The sequence below is a fragment of the Campylobacter concisus UNSWCS genome (assembly GCF_000466685.1).
In the GTDB taxonomy this organism is placed as follows: Bacteria; Campylobacterota; Campylobacteria; order Campylobacterales; family Campylobacteraceae; genus Campylobacter_A; species Campylobacter_A concisus_A.
Genome location: NZ_ANNG01000004.1, coordinates 1 through 21,758, shown reverse-complemented (window position 1 = coordinate 21,758; position 21,758 = coordinate 1). Strand labels below are relative to the sequence as shown.

The 21,758-nt window shown below is 40.4% G+C and carries 18 protein-coding genes, 1 tRNA gene and 2 pseudogenes; 9 read left to right on the top strand and 12 right to left on the bottom strand.

The annotated features are described in order from the left end of the window. Positions 1-6 precede the first annotated feature (6 nt). From hsrA to UNSWCS_RS00590, 3 genes are read left to right on the top strand one after another with little or no spacing between them, the layout of a single operon-like run. Positions 7-678 (top strand): homeostatic response regulator transcription factor HsrA, encoded by a 672-nt coding sequence (gene hsrA, locus UNSWCS_RS00600; RefSeq protein WP_002942555.1) that lies wholly within the window; start codon positions 7-9, stop codon positions 676-678. A 35-nt stretch (positions 679-713) separates the two neighbouring features. Next, a complete protein-coding gene (locus UNSWCS_RS00595) occupies positions 714-1,934 on the top strand; it encodes a sensor histidine kinase (protein WP_021086866.1) in 1,221 nt (406 codons plus the stop codon). Between the two features lie 3 nt (positions 1,935-1,937). After that, positions 1,938-3,386: a Ppx/GppA phosphatase family protein gene (locus UNSWCS_RS00590; RefSeq protein WP_021086875.1), complete on the top strand. Its 1,449-nt coding sequence runs from the start codon at positions 1,938-1,940 to the stop codon at positions 3,384-3,386. Between the two features lie 1,124 nt (positions 3,387-4,510). On the opposite strand, the gene UNSWCS_RS00585 is transcribed toward UNSWCS_RS00590, so the two are convergent. From UNSWCS_RS00585 to UNSWCS_RS00540, 10 genes are all read right to left on the bottom strand, one after another. Further along, on the bottom strand, positions 4,511-5,389 hold the full coding sequence (locus UNSWCS_RS00585) for a hypothetical protein (RefSeq protein ID WP_021086871.1): 879 nt from the start codon (positions 5,387-5,389) through the stop codon (positions 4,511-4,513). Continuing rightward, complete coding sequence (gene fliN / locus UNSWCS_RS00580) at positions 5,386-5,703, bottom strand: flagellar motor switch protein FliN (RefSeq protein WP_002942551.1); 318 nt, start codon at positions 5,701-5,703, stop codon at positions 5,386-5,388. Before fliN ends, UNSWCS_RS00585 begins: the two co-directional genes overlap by 4 nt. After that, positions 5,700-6,119: a chemotaxis protein CheX gene (locus tag UNSWCS_RS00575; RefSeq protein WP_002942548.1), complete on the bottom strand. Its 420-nt coding sequence runs from the start codon at positions 6,117-6,119 to the stop codon at positions 5,700-5,702. Before UNSWCS_RS00575 ends, fliN begins: the two co-directional genes overlap by 4 nt. 77 nt (positions 6,120-6,196) lie before the next feature. Continuing rightward, positions 6,197-6,946: a tryptophan synthase subunit alpha gene (trpA, locus tag UNSWCS_RS00570; protein WP_021086862.1), complete on the bottom strand. Its 750-nt coding sequence runs from the start codon at positions 6,944-6,946 to the stop codon at positions 6,197-6,199. Then, positions 6,939-8,120 carry a tryptophan synthase subunit beta gene (gene trpB, locus UNSWCS_RS00565; RefSeq protein WP_021086845.1) on the bottom strand — a complete coding sequence of 394 codons (1,182 nt, stop codon included), beginning with the start codon at positions 8,118-8,120 and terminating at the stop codon, positions 6,939-6,941. The genes trpA and trpB overlap by 8 nt, the downstream gene beginning before the upstream one ends. Next, entirely contained in the window at positions 8,110-8,724 is a 615-nt protein-coding gene (locus UNSWCS_RS00560) for a phosphoribosylanthranilate isomerase (protein WP_021086859.1), read from the bottom strand. The genes trpB and UNSWCS_RS00560 overlap by 11 nt, the downstream gene beginning before the upstream one ends. After that, positions 8,711-10,327: an anthranilate phosphoribosyltransferase gene (gene trpD / locus UNSWCS_RS00555; protein ID WP_021086850.1), complete on the bottom strand. Its 1,617-nt coding sequence runs from the start codon at positions 10,325-10,327 to the stop codon at positions 8,711-8,713. The genes UNSWCS_RS00560 and trpD overlap by 14 nt, the downstream gene beginning before the upstream one ends. 83 nt (positions 10,328-10,410) lie before the next feature. Continuing rightward, complete coding sequence (gene recR / locus UNSWCS_RS00550) at positions 10,411-10,983, bottom strand: recombination mediator RecR (RefSeq protein ID WP_021086860.1); 573 nt, start codon at positions 10,981-10,983, stop codon at positions 10,411-10,413. Beyond that, entirely contained in the window at positions 10,980-12,236 is a 1,257-nt protein-coding gene (locus UNSWCS_RS00545) for an ArsS family sensor histidine kinase (protein ID WP_021086841.1), read from the bottom strand. Before UNSWCS_RS00545 ends, recR begins: the two co-directional genes overlap by 4 nt. Next, positions 12,233-12,904, bottom strand: a complete 672-nt coding sequence (locus UNSWCS_RS00540; protein ID WP_009294394.1) for a response regulator transcription factor — start codon at positions 12,902-12,904, stop codon at positions 12,233-12,235. The genes UNSWCS_RS00545 and UNSWCS_RS00540 overlap by 4 nt, the downstream gene beginning before the upstream one ends. A 123-nt stretch (positions 12,905-13,027) precedes the next feature. On the opposite strand from UNSWCS_RS00540, the gene dnaJ reads away from it, so the two are divergent. The 3 genes and pseudogenes from dnaJ to UNSWCS_RS12705 all read left to right on the top strand — a co-directional run. Then, positions 13,028-14,170 (top strand): molecular chaperone DnaJ, encoded by a 1,143-nt coding sequence (gene dnaJ, locus UNSWCS_RS00535; RefSeq protein ID WP_021086869.1) that lies wholly within the window; start codon positions 13,028-13,030, stop codon positions 14,168-14,170. 160 nt (positions 14,171-14,330) lie between these two features. After that, positions 14,331-15,065, top strand: a pseudogene (locus UNSWCS_RS12710) (HAMP domain-containing protein); the annotation flags it as partial. 348 nt (positions 15,066-15,413) lie between these two features. Next, positions 15,414-15,923 (top strand): annotated as a pseudogene (locus tag UNSWCS_RS12705) (methyl-accepting chemotaxis protein); the annotation flags it as partial. Positions 15,924-16,195: 272 nt separating this feature from the next. Here the strand turns inward: UNSWCS_RS12705 and pyk are convergent. Beyond that, positions 16,196-17,647: a pyruvate kinase gene (gene pyk / locus UNSWCS_RS00525; RefSeq protein ID WP_021086840.1), complete on the bottom strand. Its 1,452-nt coding sequence runs from the start codon at positions 17,645-17,647 to the stop codon at positions 16,196-16,198. A 92-nt stretch (positions 17,648-17,739) separates the two neighbouring features. On the opposite strand from pyk, the gene UNSWCS_RS00520 reads away from it, so the two are divergent. Continuing rightward, positions 17,740-18,801, top strand: coding sequence for a TRAP transporter substrate-binding protein (locus UNSWCS_RS00520; RefSeq protein ID WP_021086852.1), 1,062 nt, complete (start codon positions 17,740-17,742; stop codon positions 18,799-18,801). A gap of 76 nt (positions 18,802-18,877) precedes the next feature. On the opposite strand, the gene UNSWCS_RS00515 is transcribed toward UNSWCS_RS00520, so the two are convergent. After that, the gene (locus UNSWCS_RS00515; RefSeq protein ID WP_021086842.1) at positions 18,878-20,077 is read right to left on the bottom strand and encodes a molybdopterin molybdotransferase MoeA; all 1,200 of its coding nucleotides are present in this window, start codon (positions 20,075-20,077) and stop codon (positions 18,878-18,880) included. Between the two features lie 136 nt (positions 20,078-20,213). Here UNSWCS_RS00515 and yedE point away from each other — a divergent pair, with 136 nt between their 5' ends. Continuing rightward, positions 20,214-21,272, top strand: coding sequence for a YedE family putative selenium transporter (gene yedE / locus UNSWCS_RS00510; protein ID WP_021086855.1), 1,059 nt, complete (start codon positions 20,214-20,216; stop codon positions 21,270-21,272). Positions 21,273-21,387: 115 nt separating this feature from the next. Continuing rightward, positions 21,388-21,464: transfer RNA gene (locus tag UNSWCS_RS00505), tRNA-Met, on the top strand. Positions 21,465-21,758 lie beyond the last annotated feature (294 nt).

Below are 21,758 nucleotides of genomic sequence, written 5' to 3'. Positions count from 1 at the left end.
AAAGAAATGCGTATTTTAATAGTAGAAGACGAAGTAACGCTAAATAAGACGATTGCTGAGGGGTTGCAAGAGTTTGGTTATCAGACAGATAGCTCTGAAAATTTTAAAGACGCTGAGTACTACATCGGCATCAGAAACTACGACCTAGTTTTGACTGACTGGATGCTTCAAGATGGCGACGGCGTTGATCTTATAAACATCATAAAACATAAATCTCCACGCACCTCAGTCGTAGTTCTTTCTGCAAAAGACGACAAAGAGAGCGAGATAAAAGCACTTAGAGCTGGCGCTGATGACTACATCAAAAAGCCATTTGATTTTGACATTTTAGTAGCTAGACTAGAGGCTAGACTACGCTTTGGTGGCACAAATATCATCAAAATAGACGAGCTTATCATCAACCCTGACGAAGAGAAGATCACATATCTTGGTCGCGATATCGAGCTAAAAGGTAAGCCATTTGAGGTATTAACTCACCTTGCAAGACACTCAGATCAGATCGTATCTAAAGAGCAACTACTTGACGCTATCTGGGAAGAGCCAGAGCTCGTAACTCCAAACGTTATCGAGGTTGCTATCAACCAAATCCGCCAAAAAATGGACAAACCGCTAAATATTTCGACAATAGAAACTGTTAGAAGACGCGGATATAGATTTTGCTTTCCCAAAAAAGCTTAAGAAATAGATTTATACTGCAATTAGCATCTGGCGCGATGATACTAATTGCCGTTGTTTCGGTGATGCTCTATCACTACATAAGAGTCACCGTTTTTCAAAGTGTGGTTAGCGAGCTAAACCAGCAAGCCACAGCCTACAAGAACAATCCTCAAAATTTTAATCCAAACAATCTAAAAACTTTTACTATAGAAACCCCAAACAAAACTCTAGCCACCATAAAAGCAGGCGAGCTTAAAGGCGAAAAACCCTACCTCGTGATGCAAAAGATCAAAGATGAGAGCACAACCACGCTAACAACAAGGCTAGATGAAAGCAACTACTTAGTCCTCGAAAAGGATACCACTCTTCAAAGCAAGATAGTAGAAGAAATTTTTATAGATATTATAATCGTAAACGTCACAGCGATACTTTTGGTGCTATTTTATGCACTATTTTTATCAAGAATGCTTTTAATACCTATAAAAATTTTAAGTCACAAGCTTACAAATTTGGATGAGAAATTTCTAAAAGAGATCGATATCAAAAGCCTGCCAGATGAGTTTTTGCCACTTGGCAATAGCATAAATAGGCTGATCTCTAGCATACAAACTTTCGTTTTATACCAAAAAGAGCTCTTTGTGGGCGTGGCGCATGAGCTAAAAACGCCACTTGCTGTTATGAAAACAAAGAACGAGGTGACGCTTTTAAAGCCAAGAGATAGCGAAAAGTATATCGAAGCGCTAAAGTCAAACAATGAGGCGATAAACGGCATGAATGCTATGATAGGCTCTGTTCTTGAGATAGGCCGTCAAGAGGGCGCGCAGTTTGAAGAGCCAGTAAATACCGATGTGATCGCATTTTTAAAAAAACTAGGTAAAAACTACGAAGTGCTGGCAAAAGGTGAAGAAAAAAATCTCACACTTGATCTAAAACCTGAAATTTTTAATCTAAACATCCAAACCAGCCTGCTAACTCACATCGTGCAAAATTTCGTCCAAAATGCTATCAAATTTTCTCCAAAAAATAGCACGATTACGATTAGCTCAAGGCTTGAAAAGAGCAAATTTATCATCGAAGTAACCGATGAAGGCGTGGGCATAGATGAGAGCAAGGACTTGTTTGCTCCATTTAAAAGATACGGCAACAAAGGCGGTGCTGGACTTGGACTATTTCTCGCAAAAGGTGCAGCACAGGCACTTGTCGCTGAGATATCTATTAAAAATAGAGAGGGTGCAAACGGAGCAGTTGCAAGCCTCGTTTTAAATTTAAAAGGATAAAAAATGGCAAAGAGAACCGCAGTGATCGATCTTGGCTCAAACTCTATGCGTATGGCAATATTTGAGCGCACATCACGCTTAGCATTTTTTATACTAGCTGAATACAAAACCAAAGTGCGACTAGGCGAAGGTGGATACGGCTCAAACAATGAAATTTCAGAAGCTTCAATGCAAAAAGCCATCAAAGCTTTTAGCGAATTTGATAACATCATAAAAAGCTATAAATGCTCCAAGGTCCTATGTGTCGGCACTTCAGCGCTTAGAGATGCTCCAAACTCAGGCGTTTTAATCTCGCTTTTAAGAAAAAAACTTGGCATAAATTTAAAAGTTATTGACGGCAAGGAAGAGGCCACTTTTGGAGCGATAGCAGCTAAAAATTTGCTTCATAATCTAGCCGAGTGCGTCACTATCGACATCGGTGGAGGCTCAACTGAGCTTGCTAGGATAAGTAACGGCAAGATAGTCGATGTCCTCTCGCTTAATATAGGCACAGTGAGGCTAAAAGAGCTATTTTTTGATAAGAAAAATTTAAACAAACTACCTAAATTTCTGTCGCAGATCACAGCAAAGATAGACGAGCGCTTTAAATGCCAAAATTTAATCGCGATCGGCGGCTCACTAAGAGCGATCTCAACGGCTATAATGAGCAAAAACTCATATCCGCTCTCATCACTACATGGCTTTTGCTACAAGCTTGGTGACGAGCAAGCCTACATCGAGAGCATCGCAAACGTTAGCGTGCTTGAGCTAAATAAATTCCCTATAAAAAAAGATAGATATGACACCATCAGAGAGGGTGCGCATATATTTTTAGCCCTTGCCAAGGCTCTAAACGCCAAAAACGTCATCACAAGTGGCGTTGGTGTAAGAGAAGGGGTCTTTTTAAAAGACTTTTTGCGTCCAAGTCTTAAATTTCCAGAAAATTTTAACCCAAGCGTCAAAAGCCTGCAAGATCGCTTCATCCTCTCTTGCAACAAAGCCGTGGCAAGATACGCAAAGGACATCTTTATGGCGCTTAGAAAGCTTCACGGGCTAAATGATGACTATCTTAAGACGCTACTAATTGCCGCAAAACTCCACAACATCGGTCAAGAGATAGGCTTTTACGGCGATCACAAAAACTCAGCCTATATCATATTAAATGCCCTAAACTACGGCTTTTCACACGAGCAAAAGGCACTAATAGCCGTAGTCATCGGAACAAATGGCAAGAAAAATATTTATGAGTTTGAAAAGTATAAAAATTTATTACCAAAGGCTGAGTATGTAAGGTGGCTAAGCTTCATCCTTGCGCTAGCCAAGGCACTTGATATAACCTGTGAGAAGCTAAATTTAAGCTTTGAGTTTAGCGGCCACACACTAAAAATAGAGGGAGCAAAAGAATTTGCCATGGCAAAAGAAGAGATAAAAAAGATCGCAAAGCCTGAAATTTTTGCCATTTCGTTTGTATAGTTCAAAAGTAGCTGATATTTTTAAAAAATGCTAGTGTATTTGGGCAAATTTTAAATTTAGTTTTTTCTAAAAATGAGACCTGGGACTATTTGCTTGATATTACTAGCCTGAAAGAAAACTCTATTCAATGTGTTGTAAGTCGCATTAGTGTTAGCACACACAGCATAAGATTAAAAAGCTACAGCAAATTTTAAAATTTCATGAACAAGTAATTGCGGCTCTAAAATTTGAGCTAAGCTGTAAGCGAAGCCAAATTTTAGTAGTCAATTCTTGCGAGTGAATGGAATTTTAAAATTTGCAAAGACAGCTTGACTAAATTTGTAAATTTCTTTTTATTCAGAATGGAGACAAGGGGACTTGAATTTTGCTTCGCAGGCTCACAACTGCATGGCAGAAACGAGGCCGTCCCATTATCCCCCTTTTTAAATCCCCTGTCTGCTTGCAGTTACGAGACGAAGTCGAAGTAAAAACCCCTCGCACGTTCAAGGGGCATGCGATAGCGTTTTGCGCCGCATGCGTTTTATCATCATGCAAGTGTCAGGCAAATTTTAAAATTTATGAGCGAGCATATCACGGCTCTAAATTTAGTGCTAAACGAAGTGCAGCCTAAATTTAGTAGTCTGCTAAGGCGAGTGAGTAAGATTTTAAAATTTACAAAATTGCTTTATTAAATCAAGTAAGGTGTCAAGCAAATTTTAAAATTTCATGAACGAGTAATTTCGGCTCTAAAATTTGAGCTAAGCTGTAAGCGAAGCTAAATTTTAGTAGTCAATTCTTGCGAGTGAATGGAATTTTAAAATTTGTAAATTAAAGTTTTTAAAAATTTAAAGTTTTATTTCTTTGTTAAGGGGGAAGAGGCTTGAATTACGGTCTGCTTGCAGTTACGAGACGAAGTCCGAGTAAAACACCCTCGCGCGTTAGAAGTGTATGCAATGGTGCTTCGCACTGCATGCGGTTAGAAACTCAAGCAAATTTTAAAATTAGAGCTGACATATCATGGCTCTAAATTTAGTGGCGAGTGACTACGAGACCTAAATTTAGTAGTCTGCTAAGGCAAGTGAGTAAAGATTTTAAAATTTGCGAAATCACTCTTCTAAATTTTTAAATTTAGTAGCGAAGCGCAACTAAAATTCCCCGCTCATTTTATCTTTGTAGTTATTTAAGCTATTTTGACGCTCTTGCAAAAATGAGCCAAGTTTTTTCTTATTTTCTTCAAAAAATACCGCAAAGTCCTGTTCACTTTGGATCTTCTCCTCGCCAAAGCTATCAAGCATGACGTTTGAGCTGCCAACTATCACTAGATAGCGCCTATTTTCGTAGCTTAGAAGCATTAGTTTGTTTGTGCGGTCAAGATATTTTTCATAGATGATATTGACGCCGCTATTTTGATTTTTAAGTAGCCAGTTCATCGACTTTGTGTCGTTTTGTGGCTGATTTTGTGGCGTTTTAAACCCGCCAAAGTCACTACTTTTTGAAGTGATATATCTTTTAAAAATATATAAAAATATAAGAAGCGCGATGAGCACGCTTAGGACGATAAAGTATCTCGAATCAATATTAACCATAGGTTCATTTTCTGTCTTTGGCGTGCTAGCAGTTTCTATCTTTGCGCTAGCTTGTGGCATATTTTGCACCTGCGTTTTTGTATTTTTTAGTGTTACACGGATGCGAAGTCCGAAGCTGTCAGTTGTCTTTGAAGCATTTACGATGATCGCATCGTTTGAGCGCAAATTTAAAACTAAAGAGTTTTGCTTTGGCTCTATCTCAAGCTCTTGAATGATCTTTGAGTTTATATCCTTGCTCGCGCTTTGATCGTAGCTTAAAGAATTTAGTATCAAAGAGGTCGTATCTTTTTCTCGCTTTTGAAAGATGTTGCCCTCGTAAGGCGCATCAAAGCTAAGCATGATATCGACCCTGTCGGTGCGCTCATAGATGTTGTATGTTAGCAAGTTAGAAGCTAAAATTTGTGTCGCGAAAAGCAGAAAAAATAGTATAAACTTCATAAAAGTTCTTTTTTGAAGTACTGAATAACTGACTTTGAGTCCAAAATTTCATTTATCCTGATGGCTAAATTTTTCTCATAAACCATTACTTCGCCTTTTCCAAAAATTCTATTATTTATATATAGCTCCACACTCTCGCCAGCTGGTTTTTCGAGGTCTATGACCGAGCCAGCTTCAAATTTCAAAAGCTCATTTATGCTAACTGTGGTAGTTCCTAGCTCAGCTATAAAATCAACGCTTATATCCATAAGCTCGTCATAGCTCTTAAAAAGCCCTAGCTGTTCTAGTGTCTCTATCGCACCTTCGTCGTTCATTGTATCTTGTAGCCTATTTGAAATGTTCTATTTTTTATCTTATATATAAATTTCTCTTTTAGCTTTATGCCAAAATTCTCAACCTCACCCAAAAACTCAGGCGTTCCAAGCTTATAAGCATTTGGCTCTTTTTCATTTAGTAGATTTTTAGCCTTGCCGATGATCTGATTAGCTATCTCTTTGCAAAGATCGTCCAGATCGCCACCATCAACATCTTCGTGACCAAAAAAGGCATTCATGAAAATTTTTAAAGTATCTTTTTTAAAAAATAGATAAAACTGATACTCGCTTTTGCCCTTATAAACTGGTATGCTAGCCCCGTAAAATCCTTTACCAAGGCTCTTGCCAAACTCTAAATCCAACCCCAAAGTATCCTTGCAAAGATAGCTCGTGGCTTCATCTATAACTTTTCTCATATCTCTTCCTTAAGACTTGAAATGCGCGTTAATTATACTTTGGCTTTACTAAATTAGCTATAAATTTATTAAACATTTTAAAAGAGTTTATCGACCTCTTTAACTAACACTTTTCCACTAAATTTGGCGCAAAGTTTGACTATTTGCGTGCCTATGATCGCAGCATCAGCATATTTTTTCACTTCACTAACATCATCTTTGTTTTTGATGCCAAAGCCCACAGCCACTGGTAGATCGCTCTTTTTCTTAAGCTCTAGGACTAAATTTTTTATCCTATCTTCATCAGCTCTTTTTGAACCGCTAACGCCGATAGCACCTAGCACGTAGATAAATCCTGAGCCAAATTTTAATATCTCATCCGCCCTGCCCCCAGAAGTGACACTGATAAGTGGCACAAGGCACAAATTTAGCTCCTTGCACTTTATAGCAAACTCCTCGCACTCCTCACAAGGCAGATCCGGCACGATAAAGCCGCTCACTCCAGCTTCACATGATCTTTTTAGAAATTTATCCACGCCATAAGCAAAGATGATGTTGTAATAAACTAGAAAAACAAGTGGTTTTGTCACTTTTGCTTTGCAGCCCTCAAGCATATCAAAGACAACGTCGGTATTTACGCCACTTTGAGCTGTCTCAAAGCTAGCTTGCGCGATGAGTTTACCATCAGCTAGCGGATCAGAGTAAGGGATACCGATCTCGACTAGATCAAGCGTGCTCTCATCTAAATTTTCTAAAAATTCCTTCGTTTTTTCTAGGCTTGGATATCCAGCCACGATGTAGCCGATGTTTGCCTTTTTGCCGTTAAATGCGCTTCTAACCTTATCCATAAATTTTTCCTTTTTCGTAGCCGATAACTGTGTTTATGTCCTTATCGCCCCTGCCTGAGATATTTACGACTATGACGCTTTTTTTATCAAGTTTTGGGCAGAGTTTCTCCAGATATGCCACCGCGTGCGCGCTCTCGATGGCTGGGATGATGCCCTCCATCTTGCTTAGAAAATACAAGGCATTTATGCACTCATCGTCGGTTACAGCTTCATATCTTACCCTTTTGATGTCGTTTAGGTGGGCGTGCTCTGGACCGATACCTGGGTAGTCAAGGCCTGCTGAGATGCTATGCACTGGTGAGATCATGCCGTACTCATCTTGTAAGACCGTCGTTTTCATGCCGTGAATGATGCCAGTTTTGCCTTTGCTAAGCGTAGCTGCGTGATAAGGCGTATCTATGCCAAGGCCACCAGCCTCAATACCAACTAAATTTACGCTCTCATCCTCTAAAAACGCGCTAAAAATGCCAATAGCATTACTGCCGCCACCAACGCAGGCGATGACGTAGTCGGCCTTTTTGCCGTAGTCTGTTAGCTGGGATTTTGCCTCTGTGCCGATGACACTTTGAAAGTCACGCACAATCTTTGGATATGGGTGTGGGCCAACGGCTGAGCCGATGACATAAAACGCGCTTTCTATCTCATTTACCCACGCTTGTATGGCTGCTGTAGTCGCCTCTTTTAGCGTTTTTAAGCCATCCTCTACGCTCACCACCTTTGCACCAAGAAGCTGCATGCGAAAGGCATTTAGCTGCTGTCTAGCAACGTCTGTTGCACCCATATAGACATCACACTCTAAGCCAAGAAGTGCCGCTGCAGTCGCTGTTGCCACGCCGTGCTGACCAGCTCCAGTCTCAGCTAAAATTTTCTTTTTACCCATTTTTTTAGCAAGCAACGCTTGAGCAAGAGCGTTATTTATCTTATGTGCGCCCGTGTGGTTTAGATCCTCTCTTTTTAGGTAAATTTCATGTCCGTAGTGCTCGCTTAAGCGCTTTGCAAAAAAGAGCGGACTAGGCCTGCCAACGTAGTTTTTCAAAAGATCATCAAGCTCGTCTTTAAACTCTTTTGTCTTTGCGATGCTCTCATAAGCATTTTCTAGCTCATCAAGGGCAAACATCACCGTCTCAGGCACGAACTGCCCGCCAAATTTTCCAAAATATGCTTTAGTGTTCATCTTCTACCTCACCTATGATCTTTAAAATTCTCTCTATCTTTTGCGCATCTTTCACGCCGTTTTCGTCCTCGACTTTTGAGTTGATATCAACCAGACATGGCTTAAATTTGAGCGCCTCTTTTATGTTGTGCTCGCCTATGCCCCCAGCCATGCCAAATTTAAACTTGACCTCTTTTAAAATTTCCCACTCAAAGCTAGTGCCGTTTCCGCCAGCATTTTCGCCCTTGCAGTCAAAAAGCGCTATGTCAAAATGCTTAAAATCAACCTCTGGCAAGCTGTCTTTCACGCTAAAAACCTGCCAAATCTCAAGCCCCATATCTTTTAAATTTGCACCTAAATTTTCACTCACCACCCCATGCACTTGAGCCACGTCAAGGCCAGCAAACTGGCAAATTTCCATTATCTCACAATCACTTTGCAAAGCAAAAACGCCAACTACTTTTTTGCCCTTGCTGTGAGCAAATTTCACTATCTGCCTAGCTAAATTTGGCTCGACCCTTCTTTTACTTTTGGCAAATATCAGCCCGATAAAATCAACATCCAAAGCACAAACCGCACTCGCCTCATCTAGCGTTTTGATGCCACAAATTTTAACTAGCGCCATTAGCCCCAGCCTTTATAAACTCTTCATAAAATTTATACGCTTTGCCTGAATTTATCGCTTCAAGTACCATTTTTTTGGCCTCGTCTGGGCTCTTTGCGCCATCAGCTGCGTAGAGGGCAAACATCGCATTAAAGACCACGATGTCAAATTTCGCCCCCTGCTCCTCGCCTTTTAGCGTGCGTATCAAGGTTTTGGCGTTTTCTTCAGGTGTGCCGCCCTCGATGTCGCTGTGAAGCGCTCTTTTAAAACCAAACTGCTCTGGCGTGATGCTGTACTCAAAAATTTCGCCATTTTTTAGCTCCACAACACTTGTTTCACTGCAAAGTGTGATCTCGTCTAGTCCGTCATCGCCGCGGACGACCAAAGCGTGCTTTCTGCCAAGGATCTTAAGCGTCTGGGCGTAGAGTTTTAAAACAGGCTTATGATAGACGCCAACTAGCTGGTTTGTGAGATTTAAATTTGGATTTAAAAGCGGTCCAAGCACGTTAAAGACGGTTCTTATGCCAAGTCTTTGGCGCACTTCTCGCACTTCGCCAACAAGTGGGTGGAAAAATGGCGCATGGAAAAAGGCCAAATTTTTATTTGCTAAATTTTCGCGCTGTTTTGCCAGTGATTTTTCACTTTTTACGCCTAAAATTTCAAGCACATCAGAGCTGCCTGACTTGCTTGAAACTGCCTTGTTGCCGTGTTTTGCGACCTTTATACCAAGGCTTGCAAGGATAAATGCCACCGTAGTTGAAATATTTATCGTCTTAAAGCCATCGCCGCCAGTGCCGCAAAGATCGATCATAGGTGTATCATCGCGGTAAGTTTGCGAGTATTTTAGGATATTTTTTGCAAGTGCAGCGAGGCTTTTTGGATAGAGGCTCTTTTCGCTAATTAGCACTAAAAGGGCTGAGAGCTGCACGATCTCGTACTCTTTGCTAGCTATTATCTCGCAAATTTGCTCAAAGTCGCTATCATCAAGTGGGATGTTCTCTTGAAGCTTGATAAGATATGGCTTGAGTGAGCGAATTTTTGGCTCTTTTACCTCTTCTTTTGCCTTGTAATTTACAAAATTTTCAACGATCTTTTTGCCGTATTGCGTGAAGTAGCTCTCAGGATGAAACTGGATGCCAAATATCGGCTTATCTTTAACGCTAAGTGCCATGACTACGCCATCATCGCTCACCGCATCAGCGCTTAAGCTAGCTGGGAGCTCATCGACATAGAGCGAGTGGTAGCGCATAACCTCAAAGCGCTCAGGCAGCCCTGCAAAGAGCGGCTCTTTGTTTTTCACATCAATAAATGAGGTCTTGCCGTGAAGCGGATCGTCTAGCCTTTTTATCTTTGCGCCAAAACTAAGCCCTATGGCTTGGTGTCCAAGGCAGATGCCAAGCACCGGCACACCAAGGCCCGCTTTTAAAATTTCTAAGCAAACTCCGCTATCTTTTGGGTGTTTTGGCCCTGGGCTTAGGATGATCTTACTTGGGTTTAGTTTTTTTATCTCTTCAAGCGTTATCTTGTCGTTCCTAACGCATCTAACCTCTTCATTAGTGAGCTCTTTTACGTACTGCTCGACATTGAAGACAAAACTATCGTAGTTATCTATAAGTAAAATCAATCTCTATCCTTTTAAATTTAGCGGCGGCTACGCGGACTAAATATTATAAATTTAGGTGAGATTATAACTAAAAGAAATTTTAATTAGGCTTTTGTGCGGCTCTCGTAGGCTTTTAGGAGTGAGAGCATATCGACATTTTCTAAATTTACGCCAGTTGGCACGCCCTGAGCGATCTTACTAAATGAAATTTCACTCATGCCAAGCTTATCCTCGACGTAAAGCATGAGTGCGTCTGAATTTAGCCCCGGCGTAAAGGCAAAGACGACCTCTTTTGAGCCATTTTGCGTGATAGCACTTCGCAGCCTCTCTATGGCGTCCTCGTCAATCTCGTCAAGCACGAAGTAAAGGCCATTATAGATGCCATTTTGCTCAAAAACCAAGATATCTTTTGGACTCTCAACCAGCAAGATGACTTCGCCGTCCCTGCTCTCGTCGCTGCAAATGTCGCAAATTTCATTTTCACTTAGCCCACCGCAACGCTCACAGCGCTTGATAAACCTCACCGCATCTTCGATATTTTGCGCCAGCCTTAGCCCTGCAAAGCTATCTTGCATGCAGACAAAGTAGGCAAATCTTGCGGCTGATTTTTTACCGACACCTGGCAGCTTAGCAAATGACTCAGTTAGCTCATTAAATTTCTCTAAGCCCCTTTTCATGCGCGTTTTGCCTTTGCACGAAGTAAAATTTTAAAGACATGATAGCCGTCCTCGTAGTCGTAAGCAAGCTCAAATTTTTGCATCTGGCAAATTTGCTCGATGATGTAAAGTCCAAGCCCCATGCCGCTTCCCGCACTCACTTTATCGCCTCTAACAAAGGCTTGTTTGTAGTAGTCAATCGGGTGATTTAGCTTTTTACCTAAATTTTTAACTGCTATAAATTCGCTATCGCAGATCAAAATAGCCTTTTTATCCTCTGCGTATTTTAGGGCGTTATCTATCAAATTTTTAATCGCCAAACTAAAAAGCTGAAAATCCACTCTTAGTATGACGTCATCTCTGATATCACAGCTCACTCGCTCTTCAAATTTATCAAGCATGAGCATATCTTGCACCTGCTCTAAAATGAGCGAAAAATGGCACTCTTGATAGTTTAGTGCATAGCTTTTTGAAAGAAGCTGCTCGACCTTGCTAAATTCATTTATAAGCATCTCAAGGCGTTCAAAAACGTTTATGAGCCTCATCTTTTGAGTGTCGTTTGCCACCATTTCAGAGACGATCCTGCCCTTTCCAATCGGAGTCTTTAGCTCATGCATGATCGCACGCAAAAATAGCTGCCTTGAGCGGATGAGCTCTCTGATCTTGCAAACGGCGTTGTCAAATTCAACTGCGACTTGCCCTATCTCGTCTTGCTCGTTTTCATTTAGCCTAGCAGTCATCGCCATCTCCATATTTCCGCTGGCAAATTTTCTGATATCTTTGCTAAGTCTTCTAAGCGGCAAAAGGCTTCTAAGCACCGAGACATAAAGCGAGATAAGTAGAGCCGAGATGATCAAAAATGCCACCCAAAGCGGGTCATTTACGTGTCTTGCGTCGTTACTCTCAAGTAGCAGCTGAAAAGATGGATTTTTGATGAGCAGATACAAATCGCCTTTGTAATTAACCGACTGCATCATGCCAAGAGGCGTGTGCTGCGTAAAAATGGCGTTTCCGCTTGTAGTAACTGAGGTGGCTAAATTTTTGTTGCCGACATATTCTAGGTTGAAATTTTTAAAGTAGTGCTCCAAATCTCTTGGAGGATTACCACGCTCGTAAAGCGCCACAAGATAGTTCATGGCGCTTATTTGCTTATCTTTTAGCTTCTCAAGCGCACTTTCTTGCTGAATGTTTGCAAATGTTACAAAAAGCAAGCACATCAGCGAGAAAGCGATAGCAAAGATAATAGTTATCTTGGTGGTTATGGAGTATTTCATCCGATAAGCTTATATCCTATGCCTCTAACTGAAAATATATGTTTTGGCGCTTTTGAGCTATCGCCGATCTTTGTTCTAAGGCGTCCAATGATGACATCTAGGCTCTTTGAGTCCTTGTCTTTTAGGCTCTTGCAGTTATAAACTAGCTGCTCGCGAGATACTGAAAAGCTGTGCTGTTTGATGAGATAGGTTAAAATTTCATACTCAGCTGGTGTTAGAGCAAGGGCTTCATTATTAAAGTAAATTTCATGACGCTTGTCATCTATCCTAAATGCGCTATCAACGACCTCTTCTTGAACTTCATTTGTCTTTTTATATCTTCTAATAAGACTTGTGATGCGAGCATACATCTCTTTTGGATCGTATGGTTTTGGCAAATAATCATCCGCGCCAAGCTGAAGCCCAACGACCTTGTCGCTGATGTCACTGCGAGCTGAGCTTATGATGATAGGGATGTCGTATTTTTGGCGAATTTCTTTACAAACTTCAAGACCGTCAATGCCAGGCAAAGTAAGGTCAAGTATGAGCAGGTCATAGTTTTTTATCCCTGCGCTTAGGCCTAGATATGGGTCTTCAAAGTTAGTCACTTTTATATTAAAGCTATCAAGATATTCAGATAAAATTTGAGCAAATTCTGGATCGTCTTCTATCATTAAAACGTTAATCATAAATCATCCTTTTCATTGAAAAATAGTAGAGATTATACGGCAAAAATGTAAATTTTTTTTTAAATTTAAACTTTTTTGGATAAAATCTCACATTTAAAATAAGCTTAATAAACAAGGAAAAATGTGGAGTTTGATTATTACGAGATCCTTGAAATTTCAAGAAATGCAAGTGGCGACGAGATAAAAAAAGCCTTTAGAAAGCTCGCTTTAAAGTACCACCCAGACAGAAATGCTGGCGACAAAGAGGCTGAGCAGAAATTTAAACAGATAAACGAAGCCTATCAGGTCTTAAGCGATGAGCAAAAGCGCTCAATATACGACAGATACGGCAAAGAAGGGCTTGAGGGTAGATTTGGCAGTGGCGGTGGCTTTAGCGCTGATTTTGACCTTTCAGACATTTTTGACTCGTTTTTTGGAGGCGGTTTTGGCGGTGGCTCTAGACAGAGAAAAAGACGAAGCGAAAAATACTCAGCCGACCTTGAAATTCCTATAAATTTAGAGTTTAATGAAGCTGTTTTTGGCTGCGAAAAAGAGATCAAATTTGATCAAAAAGTGCCTTGCCCAACATGCAACGCAACAGGCAGCAAAGATGGCAAAAACAAAACTTGCCAGCACTGTGGCGGAAGCGGCAGGATCACACGTGGCAATGGCTTTATGAATATCGTTCAAGAGTGCCCATACTGCCACGGATCTGGCGAAGTGATAAGCGAGCCATGTCCTGATTGCAACGCAAAAGCCTATAAAATCCAGCAACAAAGCGTCAAGATCACGATCCCAGAGGGCGTTGATAGTGGCATGAGGATGAGGGTCGCTGGCAAAGGCAACATCGGTGCAAACGGCGTTCAAGGCGATCTTTACGTGAGCATAAATGTAAAAGAGGACAAGCATTTCATCCGCCACAATGACGACGTTTATATAGAAATTCCAGTCTTTTTCACCCAAGCTGTTCTTGGCGAGAGCATAAAAATCCCAACACTTCGCGGTGAAGCTGAGCTAAAACTGCCAGTTGGCGCGAAAGATAAACAGCAATTTATCTTTGAAAATGAGGGCATCAAGGGCGTAAATTCACGCAAAAAAGGCAGACTTGTAGCTCAAATTTCTATCCAAACGCCTGATAAGCTAAGCGACGAGCAAAAAGAGCTTTTAAACAAACTTCAAGCTAGCTTTGGCATAGTTTCAGGCAAGTCAAGCACCGATGAGAGCGTCTTTGATAAGATAAAAAGCTGGTTTAAAGGCTACGAGCCAAAAGGCAAAAAGAAAAAATAAATTTAGATTTGTGACGTTAAATTTGGCGTCACAAATTTAAACATAAATAACAAATAATTTTGTATATAAAGCATTAATAATTATATAACTTAATTTAATAAGTTATAATCACATTTTTCAATTATTTAATAGTCTTAATCATAATGTAATAGGAGGAATTATGAAGAAAAATACGGTCAGCAAAAAAATAGCTATAAGTATGATTTTAGTCTTATTTGTCAGCTTTGCCATAATACAGTCCATCATAAGCAAAGAGTTTAAAGATACTACTTTAAATTTAAGTGAAGAAAATTTAAATATGTTAAGCCTATCAATAGCTCAAACTATCCAAGCTACGATGAACTCTGGTGATTCTGCGATGATAAATAAATCCATACAAGAAGCAGCTAAGATAAATGGTGTAAATACAATAGACATCTACCGCGCTAATAGTGTTAGTGAGATATTTGGCTTAGAACAATTAAATATAAAAGATCAAATTATAGCTGATCAATTCAATAACCCAAAAGATTTAAATTTAAATATCGAAAATGATAATGGACATTTTTTACGACTAATTAGACAATTTAAAGCCAAAAACGAATGCATTACTTGCCATGCAAATGCTAAAGAAGGTGATGTATTGGGAGTAATGGATTTAACGTATTCTTACCAATGGATAGATGAAGATCTTAGTGAAAAAAGAAATATATTTATAGCCACATTTGTCCTTGCTTTGCTAATCACCACCGTAGTTGTGCTCTTAATGCTTAGAAGCATAGTAGGTAAGCCTATTTCTGAACTGTCCAAAAAGACAAAGGATCTATCACAGGGCGAAGGTGATCTAACCGCTAGAATACAAGTAAAAAGTAATGACGAAATCGGACAAGTATGCCACGATGTAAATAAATTTATCGAAAAGACCCAAGATACTATAAAAACAGTCAAGGACATAGCACATAATGTAGAAATGCAGACTAAAGACCTAGGACAAAGTGCTAAAAATCTATTTGAATCTTCAAAAGAAGATAAAAAACAGGCTAAAACCTCAAATGAATTGACAAAAAGTGTTGGTAAAACTCTAGAAATATCAAAGAATATCTCAATACAAGCATCGTCATCAAATAAAGAATCTTATATTGAGCTTGAAGAGATGATAACAAATCTAAAAGACGTGGTTTCAAAAGTAAATACCGCAAGTTCAAAAGAACAAGAGATGGTTTATGGTATAAAATCAGTAGTAACTCAAACAGAAGAGATACGTAAAGTTTTGGAGATGATACAAGATGTATCAGACCAAACAAATCTCCTTGCTTTAAATGCAGGCATAGAGGCTGCACGAGCAGGAGAGAATGGGCGTGGCTTTGCCGTGGTAGCAGAAGAGATACGCATTCTAGCAGAGAAGTCAGAAAATTCTCTTGATGAGATAGGCTCTATCACTAAAAAAATAGTGGAAAGTATAAACGAACTTAGTAAAGATTTAAATGCTAATGCGGCTAGTATCGTAACGTTAAGCACTGATGCAAACAACCTAATGAGTAAAGCCGAAAGCACTAAAGAGCGGACACTAAAATCTATAGAAATGTCAAACGATGTTGAGCATAAAGCTATCGAGATAGGTGAAAGTCTAGAAAAACTATTAGACGAAATGGATAGCCTTGTGACACTTTCTGATAGAAATGAAGAAATTTCAAATAGTCTTATGCAAGTCGTTGAAAATTTAAAAAATGCTTCAATGACACTTGAGAAGGATCTAAGTAAATTTAAAGTTTAAAATTCAAAATTTGAGCTAAGCGATAAGCGAACCCAAATTTTAGTAGTCAATTCTTGCGAGCGAGTGGAATTTTAAAATTTGCAAAAAAATAGTAGTTTTATTTTAAAGCACATAGTTTAAATTTCAAATTTAGATTTGGCATATCACGGCTCTAAATTTAGTGGCAAAATGAAAAATTTAAATTCGGTAGATTTTCAAGGCGAGTGCATAAAAGCGCATAAATTTAAAAGAAATTCTAGTGCCCAAAATATCAGGCACTAAAATCCATAAATTTACTCAGTTGCAAGGTCTAGGTAATAATCAAGCTGGTCGCGTCTGATGATACGTATGAGGTTTGTGCTGCCCTCTACGCCTGTTGGGTGGCCAGCCGTGACGAGATAGGTCTTATCATGCTCGACATATCCAGCATCATAAGCCTTTTTGATGACATTTGCAAGAAGGACATTTAGCTTTGTCTTTTCAAGCACGAGCGCTGGCGTCACGCCCCAAGCAAGGGTCAGCATGTGAGCTGTCTGCTCGTCGTGCGCGATGGCGATGATGTCGATGTTTGTGCGATTTCTAGCTAGTTTTATGGCTGATTTGCCAGAGCCTGTGATAGAGAGTATCGCATTTGCCTTGATGCGAACGGCTAGCGAAGCTGCGCTATTTGCGACCATATCTGTCTCGTCTAAAAAGTCAAATTCGTCAAATTTATTGTATGGATAGATGCTTTGCGTTTGTATGATCGTTTTGCTCATCGCCTCTACGACTGCGACTGGGTTTTTGCCTATCGCACTCTCTTCGCTTAGCATAACTGCGTCAGTGCCGTCTAGCACGGCGTTTGCCACGTCGCTGATCTCCGCTCTTGTGGCAGTTTCATGCTCAGCCATGCTTAGCATCATCTGAGTTGCTGTGATGACTGGCTTGCTGGCTGCATTTGCCTTTTTGATGATGAGCTTTTGTATGGTTGGGACCTTGTAAAATGGCACTTCTATGCCAAGATCACCACGAGCTACCATGATACCGTCGCTTTTAGCGATGATGTCGTCTATATTTTCGACCGCGTCAAATTTCTCTATCTTAGATAAGATAGCCGCTTTGGAGCCAAATTCTTTTAAGATATTTCTTGCTTTTATCACGTCATTTGCGTCTTGTACGAAGCTAATGGCGACGAAATTTACGCCGTGTTTTGCGCCAAATTCCATATCCTCTTTATCTTTTGGCGTGATGATCTCGATACCAAGGGTAGTATTTGGGAAATTTACTCCTTTGTTTGAGTTTAAAATTCCGTCATTTTCGATGATGGTTTTTACCACATCTTTGCCCTCGCCTACAACTCTTGCTCTGATCGAGCCATCATAGAAATAGACGTACTCGCCAGCCTTTAGCATAGGTAAAATTTGAGGCTGATTTAGGCTCACTCTATAAACGCCCTTTTCGATCTTTTCGCCCACTATATCCTCTGCGTATATGCTAAGCTCATCGCCAGCTTTTAAGTAAAATGGCTCGCTAAGCTTGCCAACTCTGATCTTTGGACCGCAGATATCTTGCAAGATGCCTATGCGTTTGTTTAGTCTTTTTTCGATGTTTCTGATCTTGTCGATGTTTGATTTGTGGTATTCGTGTGTTCCGTGGCTAAAATTTAAACGAAAAACATTAACACCTGCTTTAACCATCGCTTCCATCGTCTCTTTGTTGTCACTTGCTGGCCCTAAAGTCGCTACAATTTTCGTCTTTTTTATCATTTTTATGCCCTGTAATTTAATTTTTGCGATTATAACACAATTTAATAATGTAAATTTTTTGTATAATAGGCAAAATTTTTAAAGGAGAGAGTATGAATAAATTTTTATTAGCATCTCTTGGCCTAGCAGCTCTTGCTTGCGCTGCTATGGGAGATGACAAAGTCTATAAGCTCAAGCTTGCAACCTCATGGGAGAGCACTATGCCAGTGCTTGGTGAAGTGCCAAAAGAGCTAAAAGAGAAGGTCGAAAAGATGAGTAACGGCCGCATCGAGATCAGGATCGACTACCCGTCAAAACACAAGTCACCTTTTGCGATGCTTGACTTTGCAAAAAGCGGTCAGTACGACATCGGCTACACAGCTAGCTACTACTACAAAGGCAAAGACCCTAAGACTATGTTCTTTACAGCGACACCATTTATGATGAATACCGACGAGCAAACAGCTTGGTATGAATTTGGCGGTGGCAAAGAGCTAGAGGCAAAAGTTTTTGATCCGTATAACATCAAAATTTTTAGAGCTGGCAACACTGGCATGCAAATGGGCGGCTGGTTTAAAAAAGAGATCAAGTCAGTTGATGATATCAAAGGCTTAAAGATCAGAATTCCAGGCTTTGGCGGTGAAATTTACGCTAAACTTGGCGCAAATATCAACACTATCCCAACTGGCGAGCTTTACATGGCTCTTGAGATGGGCACTATCGATGCGGTCGAGTGGGTTAGCCCGGCTTATGACATGGCGCTTGGCTTTCACAAAGTGGCAAAATACTACTACACAGGCTGGCAAGAGCCAGATGGCGAAACTCAGTTTTTCTTCAACAAAAATGCGTATGAAAAACTTCCAGATGACCTAAAAGCCATCTTTGAAGCGGCTGCTGCTGAGGTGGCAAGAGATGTGAATACTAAGGTATTTTACGCAAACGTAGAGTACTGGGACAAGATGAAGGCTGAATACCCAGACATCCAAGTAAAATCTTTCCCTCCAGAGGTCATCGCAGCTCTTAAAAAGGCTACAAATGAGCTACTTGATGAAGAGAGCGCAAAAGATCCACTATTTAAAGAGATCGTCGAGTCTCAAAGAGCTTTCCTCAAAAAAGCAAGAGAATGGACTAAAATTTCTGACTACGCTTACATCAAAACAAACGAAGAGAAATAACCACAGCAGGGAGCTCTCCCTGCTTTTTACTCTAAATTTGCCAAAGCGCCTCTGGCAAATTTAAATTTCACCCACTTTAGCAGGGCATCTTTAAAACTTCTACCACTTCGCCTTTTGCGATAAATTCTGTCTCTTTAGGGATGATAAGCAGTGCCGCTTCGTTTGTTAGGTTATTTACGATCGCTGAGCTGCCTAGCTTTTTGCCGTCTAAATTTACGAAAATTTTGCCATCTCTGTTTTCTAAATTTACCGCTGTAAATTCCAAAAATGGCGAGCGTTTTTTGTAGTCTTCGTCCATTATCGCCGTGATCTTTGGCTCTTCTTGGCTAAACCAAGTGTTTATCAAAACCCTCACGTAAAGCACGCACATAACCATCGCCGAATACGGAAATCCAGGTAACGCAAAGATATATTTGTCACCTGATTTTGCCACTCTGATATGGCGGCCTGGTTTTATCGCAGCGCCCTCGATGATAAGGCTAAAATTTTCATTTAAAGCGCCCTTTACAAAGTCATAGTCTCCCATGCTGATGCCACCAGTCGTCACCAAGATATCGGCTGATTTTAGCGCATTTATGATCGCTTTTTCGACAAGCTCGGCCTTATCTCTTACGATCTCGCAGATGATCGGCTCTGCGCCCATTTTACGTATCTGCATAGCGATACCTACGTGGTTTGAGCTGTGAATTTGCGCTGGACTATCAAGCGGTTCGCCAAGGTCTTTTATCTCGCTGCCAGTTGCTAGTATCGCCACCCTTGGGCGGATAAAGACGCTTACGTGAAAGACGCCAAGCTCCGCAAGAAGCGCGATCTCAGAGTATGTTAGACGTGTGCCTTTTTTTATTAAAATTTCGCCTTTTTTGTAGCTCTCGCCGACTGCACGCACGGCAAAGCCCTTTGGCACGCTCTTTTTGATGATTATTTTCGAGCCGCTTACCTCGACATTTTCGACTGGCACAAGAGTGTCGGTACCTTCGCTCATTAGCGAGCCGGTGAAGGTTTTGACGCATTTGCTGCCCTCTACATGTAGCCCTTTGTCACTACCTGCTGGAAGGTCTGTGATGAGCTCAAGCTCGTTTAGGCCATCTTTAAAGGCAAAAGCGTAGCCGTCCATCGCCGAAACTGGCTTTGCTGGGTAGTTCTCAGTAGCTTTCACATCGTAGGCGATATTTCTATCAAGCGCATCTGTGATAGCTACTTTTTCGACCTTCTCCCACGCATTTATCGTATCTTTTAGAATTTTCAGGCTATCTGCATAGCTCATAAAATCTTTCATCATTTGTCCTTTTTATGAAATTTTTGCATATTTTAGCCACTTCTGTTTTACAAAAAATTAATCTTTGTTTTATTTAATGATTATTAAAATATCGTTTAAGAAACCAGTCTGGTTTTACTCTTACACAGGAATTTACATGAACAAAACACTACTTTACATCATCGCAGGTGCGAGCCTTGGCATACTTGGTCCGGTGCTCGTTCATTTTGGCAACCCAGCAAACATGGGCGTTTGTGCGGCTTGCTTTTTACGAGATAGCATGGGTGCGCTTGGCTTTCACCAGGCCAAAGTCGTGCAGTATCTAAGGCCTGAAATTTTAGGGCTTATCATCGGAGGCTTTCTAGCTAGCATGCTTTGGAGTAGAAATTTCACTCCAATATCTGGCAGTGCGGCATTTTCTAGGTTTTTCTTAGGCGTGTTTGCGATGATAGGCTGCCTCATATTTTTAGGCTGCCCTTGGAGAGCGTTTTTACGTCTTGGAGGCGGAGATATGACTGCCATAGCTGGCGTTGTTGGCTTGTTTGCTGGCGTCTTTGTGGGACGAGCTTTTAAGAAAAATGGCTACGTTTTGCCTGAAAATGAAACCACTGCAAAAGCTATCGCGTTTTTGCCACTAATTATTGCCATTTTACTTTTACTGGCACTTATCTTTGGTCTAAAACTTGGCGAAAATGGCGCATTATTTAGCTCAGAAAAAGGTCCAGGCTCACAGCATGCAAATTTATTTATCTCACTTATTTGTGCCATTATCATCGGTGCATTTATGCAAAGAAGTAAATTTTGCTCAGTGGGAGCTATCAGTAAAATTTTCGAGCGTGACTTTTCGATGTTTTATGGCGTTGCCTCTATCATCGTCTGCGCAAGCATCACAAATTTAGTGCTAAATCAATACAAATTTGGCTTTGAAGGACAACCTATCGCTCACAATGATATGCTTTGGAGTTTCCTTGGCATGACGCTCGCTGGCCTTTGCTTTAGCCTAAGCTACGGCTGCCCTGGCAAACATCTAGTGCAAATGGGAGCTGGAAATTTAAGCTCAGCCGTATTTGTTTTAGGCATGGGAGCTGGAGCTGCGATAAGTCATAACTTTATCTTAGCAAGCTCAGGAGCTGGCATCACACCTTTTGCCCCGTATGCCGTGGCTATAGGTTTCATATACGCTATTTACGTTGGATTTTTCACTAAAAAAGCTTAATAAATTTGGCTGCTTTTGCAGTCAAATTTGCTTTTTTATCTATAAAATTTGAGTGAGATAAATTTTAGCTAAAAATAAGTTCTTAGGTTGTATAATCCAAAACTTATTTTAAGTTGTCACGGTAGCTCAGCTGGTTAGAGCGCTGGTCTCATAAGCCGGAGGTCGGGAGTTCAAGTCTCCCCCGTGACACCATAGATGTCCTACTTATCGATACTTTAACTGCCCTTTTTGCAGTTTCCCTTTCTTTAAAATTTCCTAAAAGTATGGTACAGTTTTTATAAAAAGCGGTACATTTTTTTAGGATTGATTTATTTTACAAGATGCTTTCTATAAATTTGCTTTTATTTTTGCCCATAGGTAAAATTTTATTTCAAAGCGAGCAAACATAAATTTATCTCGCTTAAATTTTCGGCACAACTTTTGCTTACTCTTTGAAGCTAAATTTCAAGGAGTAAGCTATGAAAGTCTCTTATAACTCCATCTTAA

Coding starts and splice junctions, on each gene's coding strand:
- yedE (WP_021086855.1), top strand. CDS start 20,214: ATGAACAAAACACTACTTTACATCATCGCAGGTGCGAGCCTTGGCATA.
- UNSWCS_RS00545 (WP_021086841.1), bottom strand. CDS start 12,236: ATGAAATACTCCATAACCACCAAGATAACTATTATCTTTGCTATCGCT.
- trpB (WP_021086845.1), bottom strand. CDS start 8,120: ATGAACACTAAAGCATATTTTGGAAAATTTGGCGGGCAGTTCGTGCCT.
- trpA (WP_021086862.1), bottom strand. CDS start 6,946: ATGGATAAGGTTAGAAGCGCATTTAACGGCAAAAAGGCAAACATCGGC.
- UNSWCS_RS00540 (WP_009294394.1), bottom strand. CDS start 12,904: ATGATTAACGTTTTAATGATAGAAGACGATCCAGAATTTGCTCAAATT.
- UNSWCS_RS00515 (WP_021086842.1), bottom strand. CDS start 20,077: ATGAAAGATTTTATGAGCTATGCAGATAGCCTGAAAATTCTAAAAGAT.
- UNSWCS_RS00590 (WP_021086875.1), top strand. CDS start 1,938: ATGGCAAAGAGAACCGCAGTGATCGATCTTGGCTCAAACTCTATGCGT.
- pyk (WP_021086840.1), bottom strand. CDS start 17,647: ATGATAAAAAAGACGAAAATTGTAGCGACTTTAGGGCCAGCAAGTGAC.
- UNSWCS_RS00595 (WP_021086866.1), top strand. CDS start 714: ATGATACTAATTGCCGTTGTTTCGGTGATGCTCTATCACTACATAAGA.
- UNSWCS_RS00575 (WP_002942548.1), bottom strand. CDS start 6,119: ATGAGAAAAGTTATAGATGAAGCCACGAGCTATCTTTGCAAGGATACT.
- UNSWCS_RS00585 (WP_021086871.1), bottom strand. CDS start 5,389: ATGAAGTTTATACTATTTTTTCTGCTTTTCGCGACACAAATTTTAGCT.
- fliN (WP_002942551.1), bottom strand. CDS start 5,703: ATGAACGACGAAGGTGCGATAGAGACACTAGAACAGCTAGGGCTTTTT.
- UNSWCS_RS00560 (WP_021086859.1), bottom strand. CDS start 8,724: ATGGCGCTAGTTAAAATTTGTGGCATCAAAACGCTAGATGAGGCGAGT.
- recR (WP_021086860.1), bottom strand. CDS start 10,983: ATGAAAAGGGGCTTAGAGAAATTTAATGAGCTAACTGAGTCATTTGCT.
- UNSWCS_RS00520 (WP_021086852.1), top strand. CDS start 17,740: ATGAATAAATTTTTATTAGCATCTCTTGGCCTAGCAGCTCTTGCTTGC.
- hsrA (WP_002942555.1), top strand. CDS start 7: ATGCGTATTTTAATAGTAGAAGACGAAGTAACGCTAAATAAGACGATT.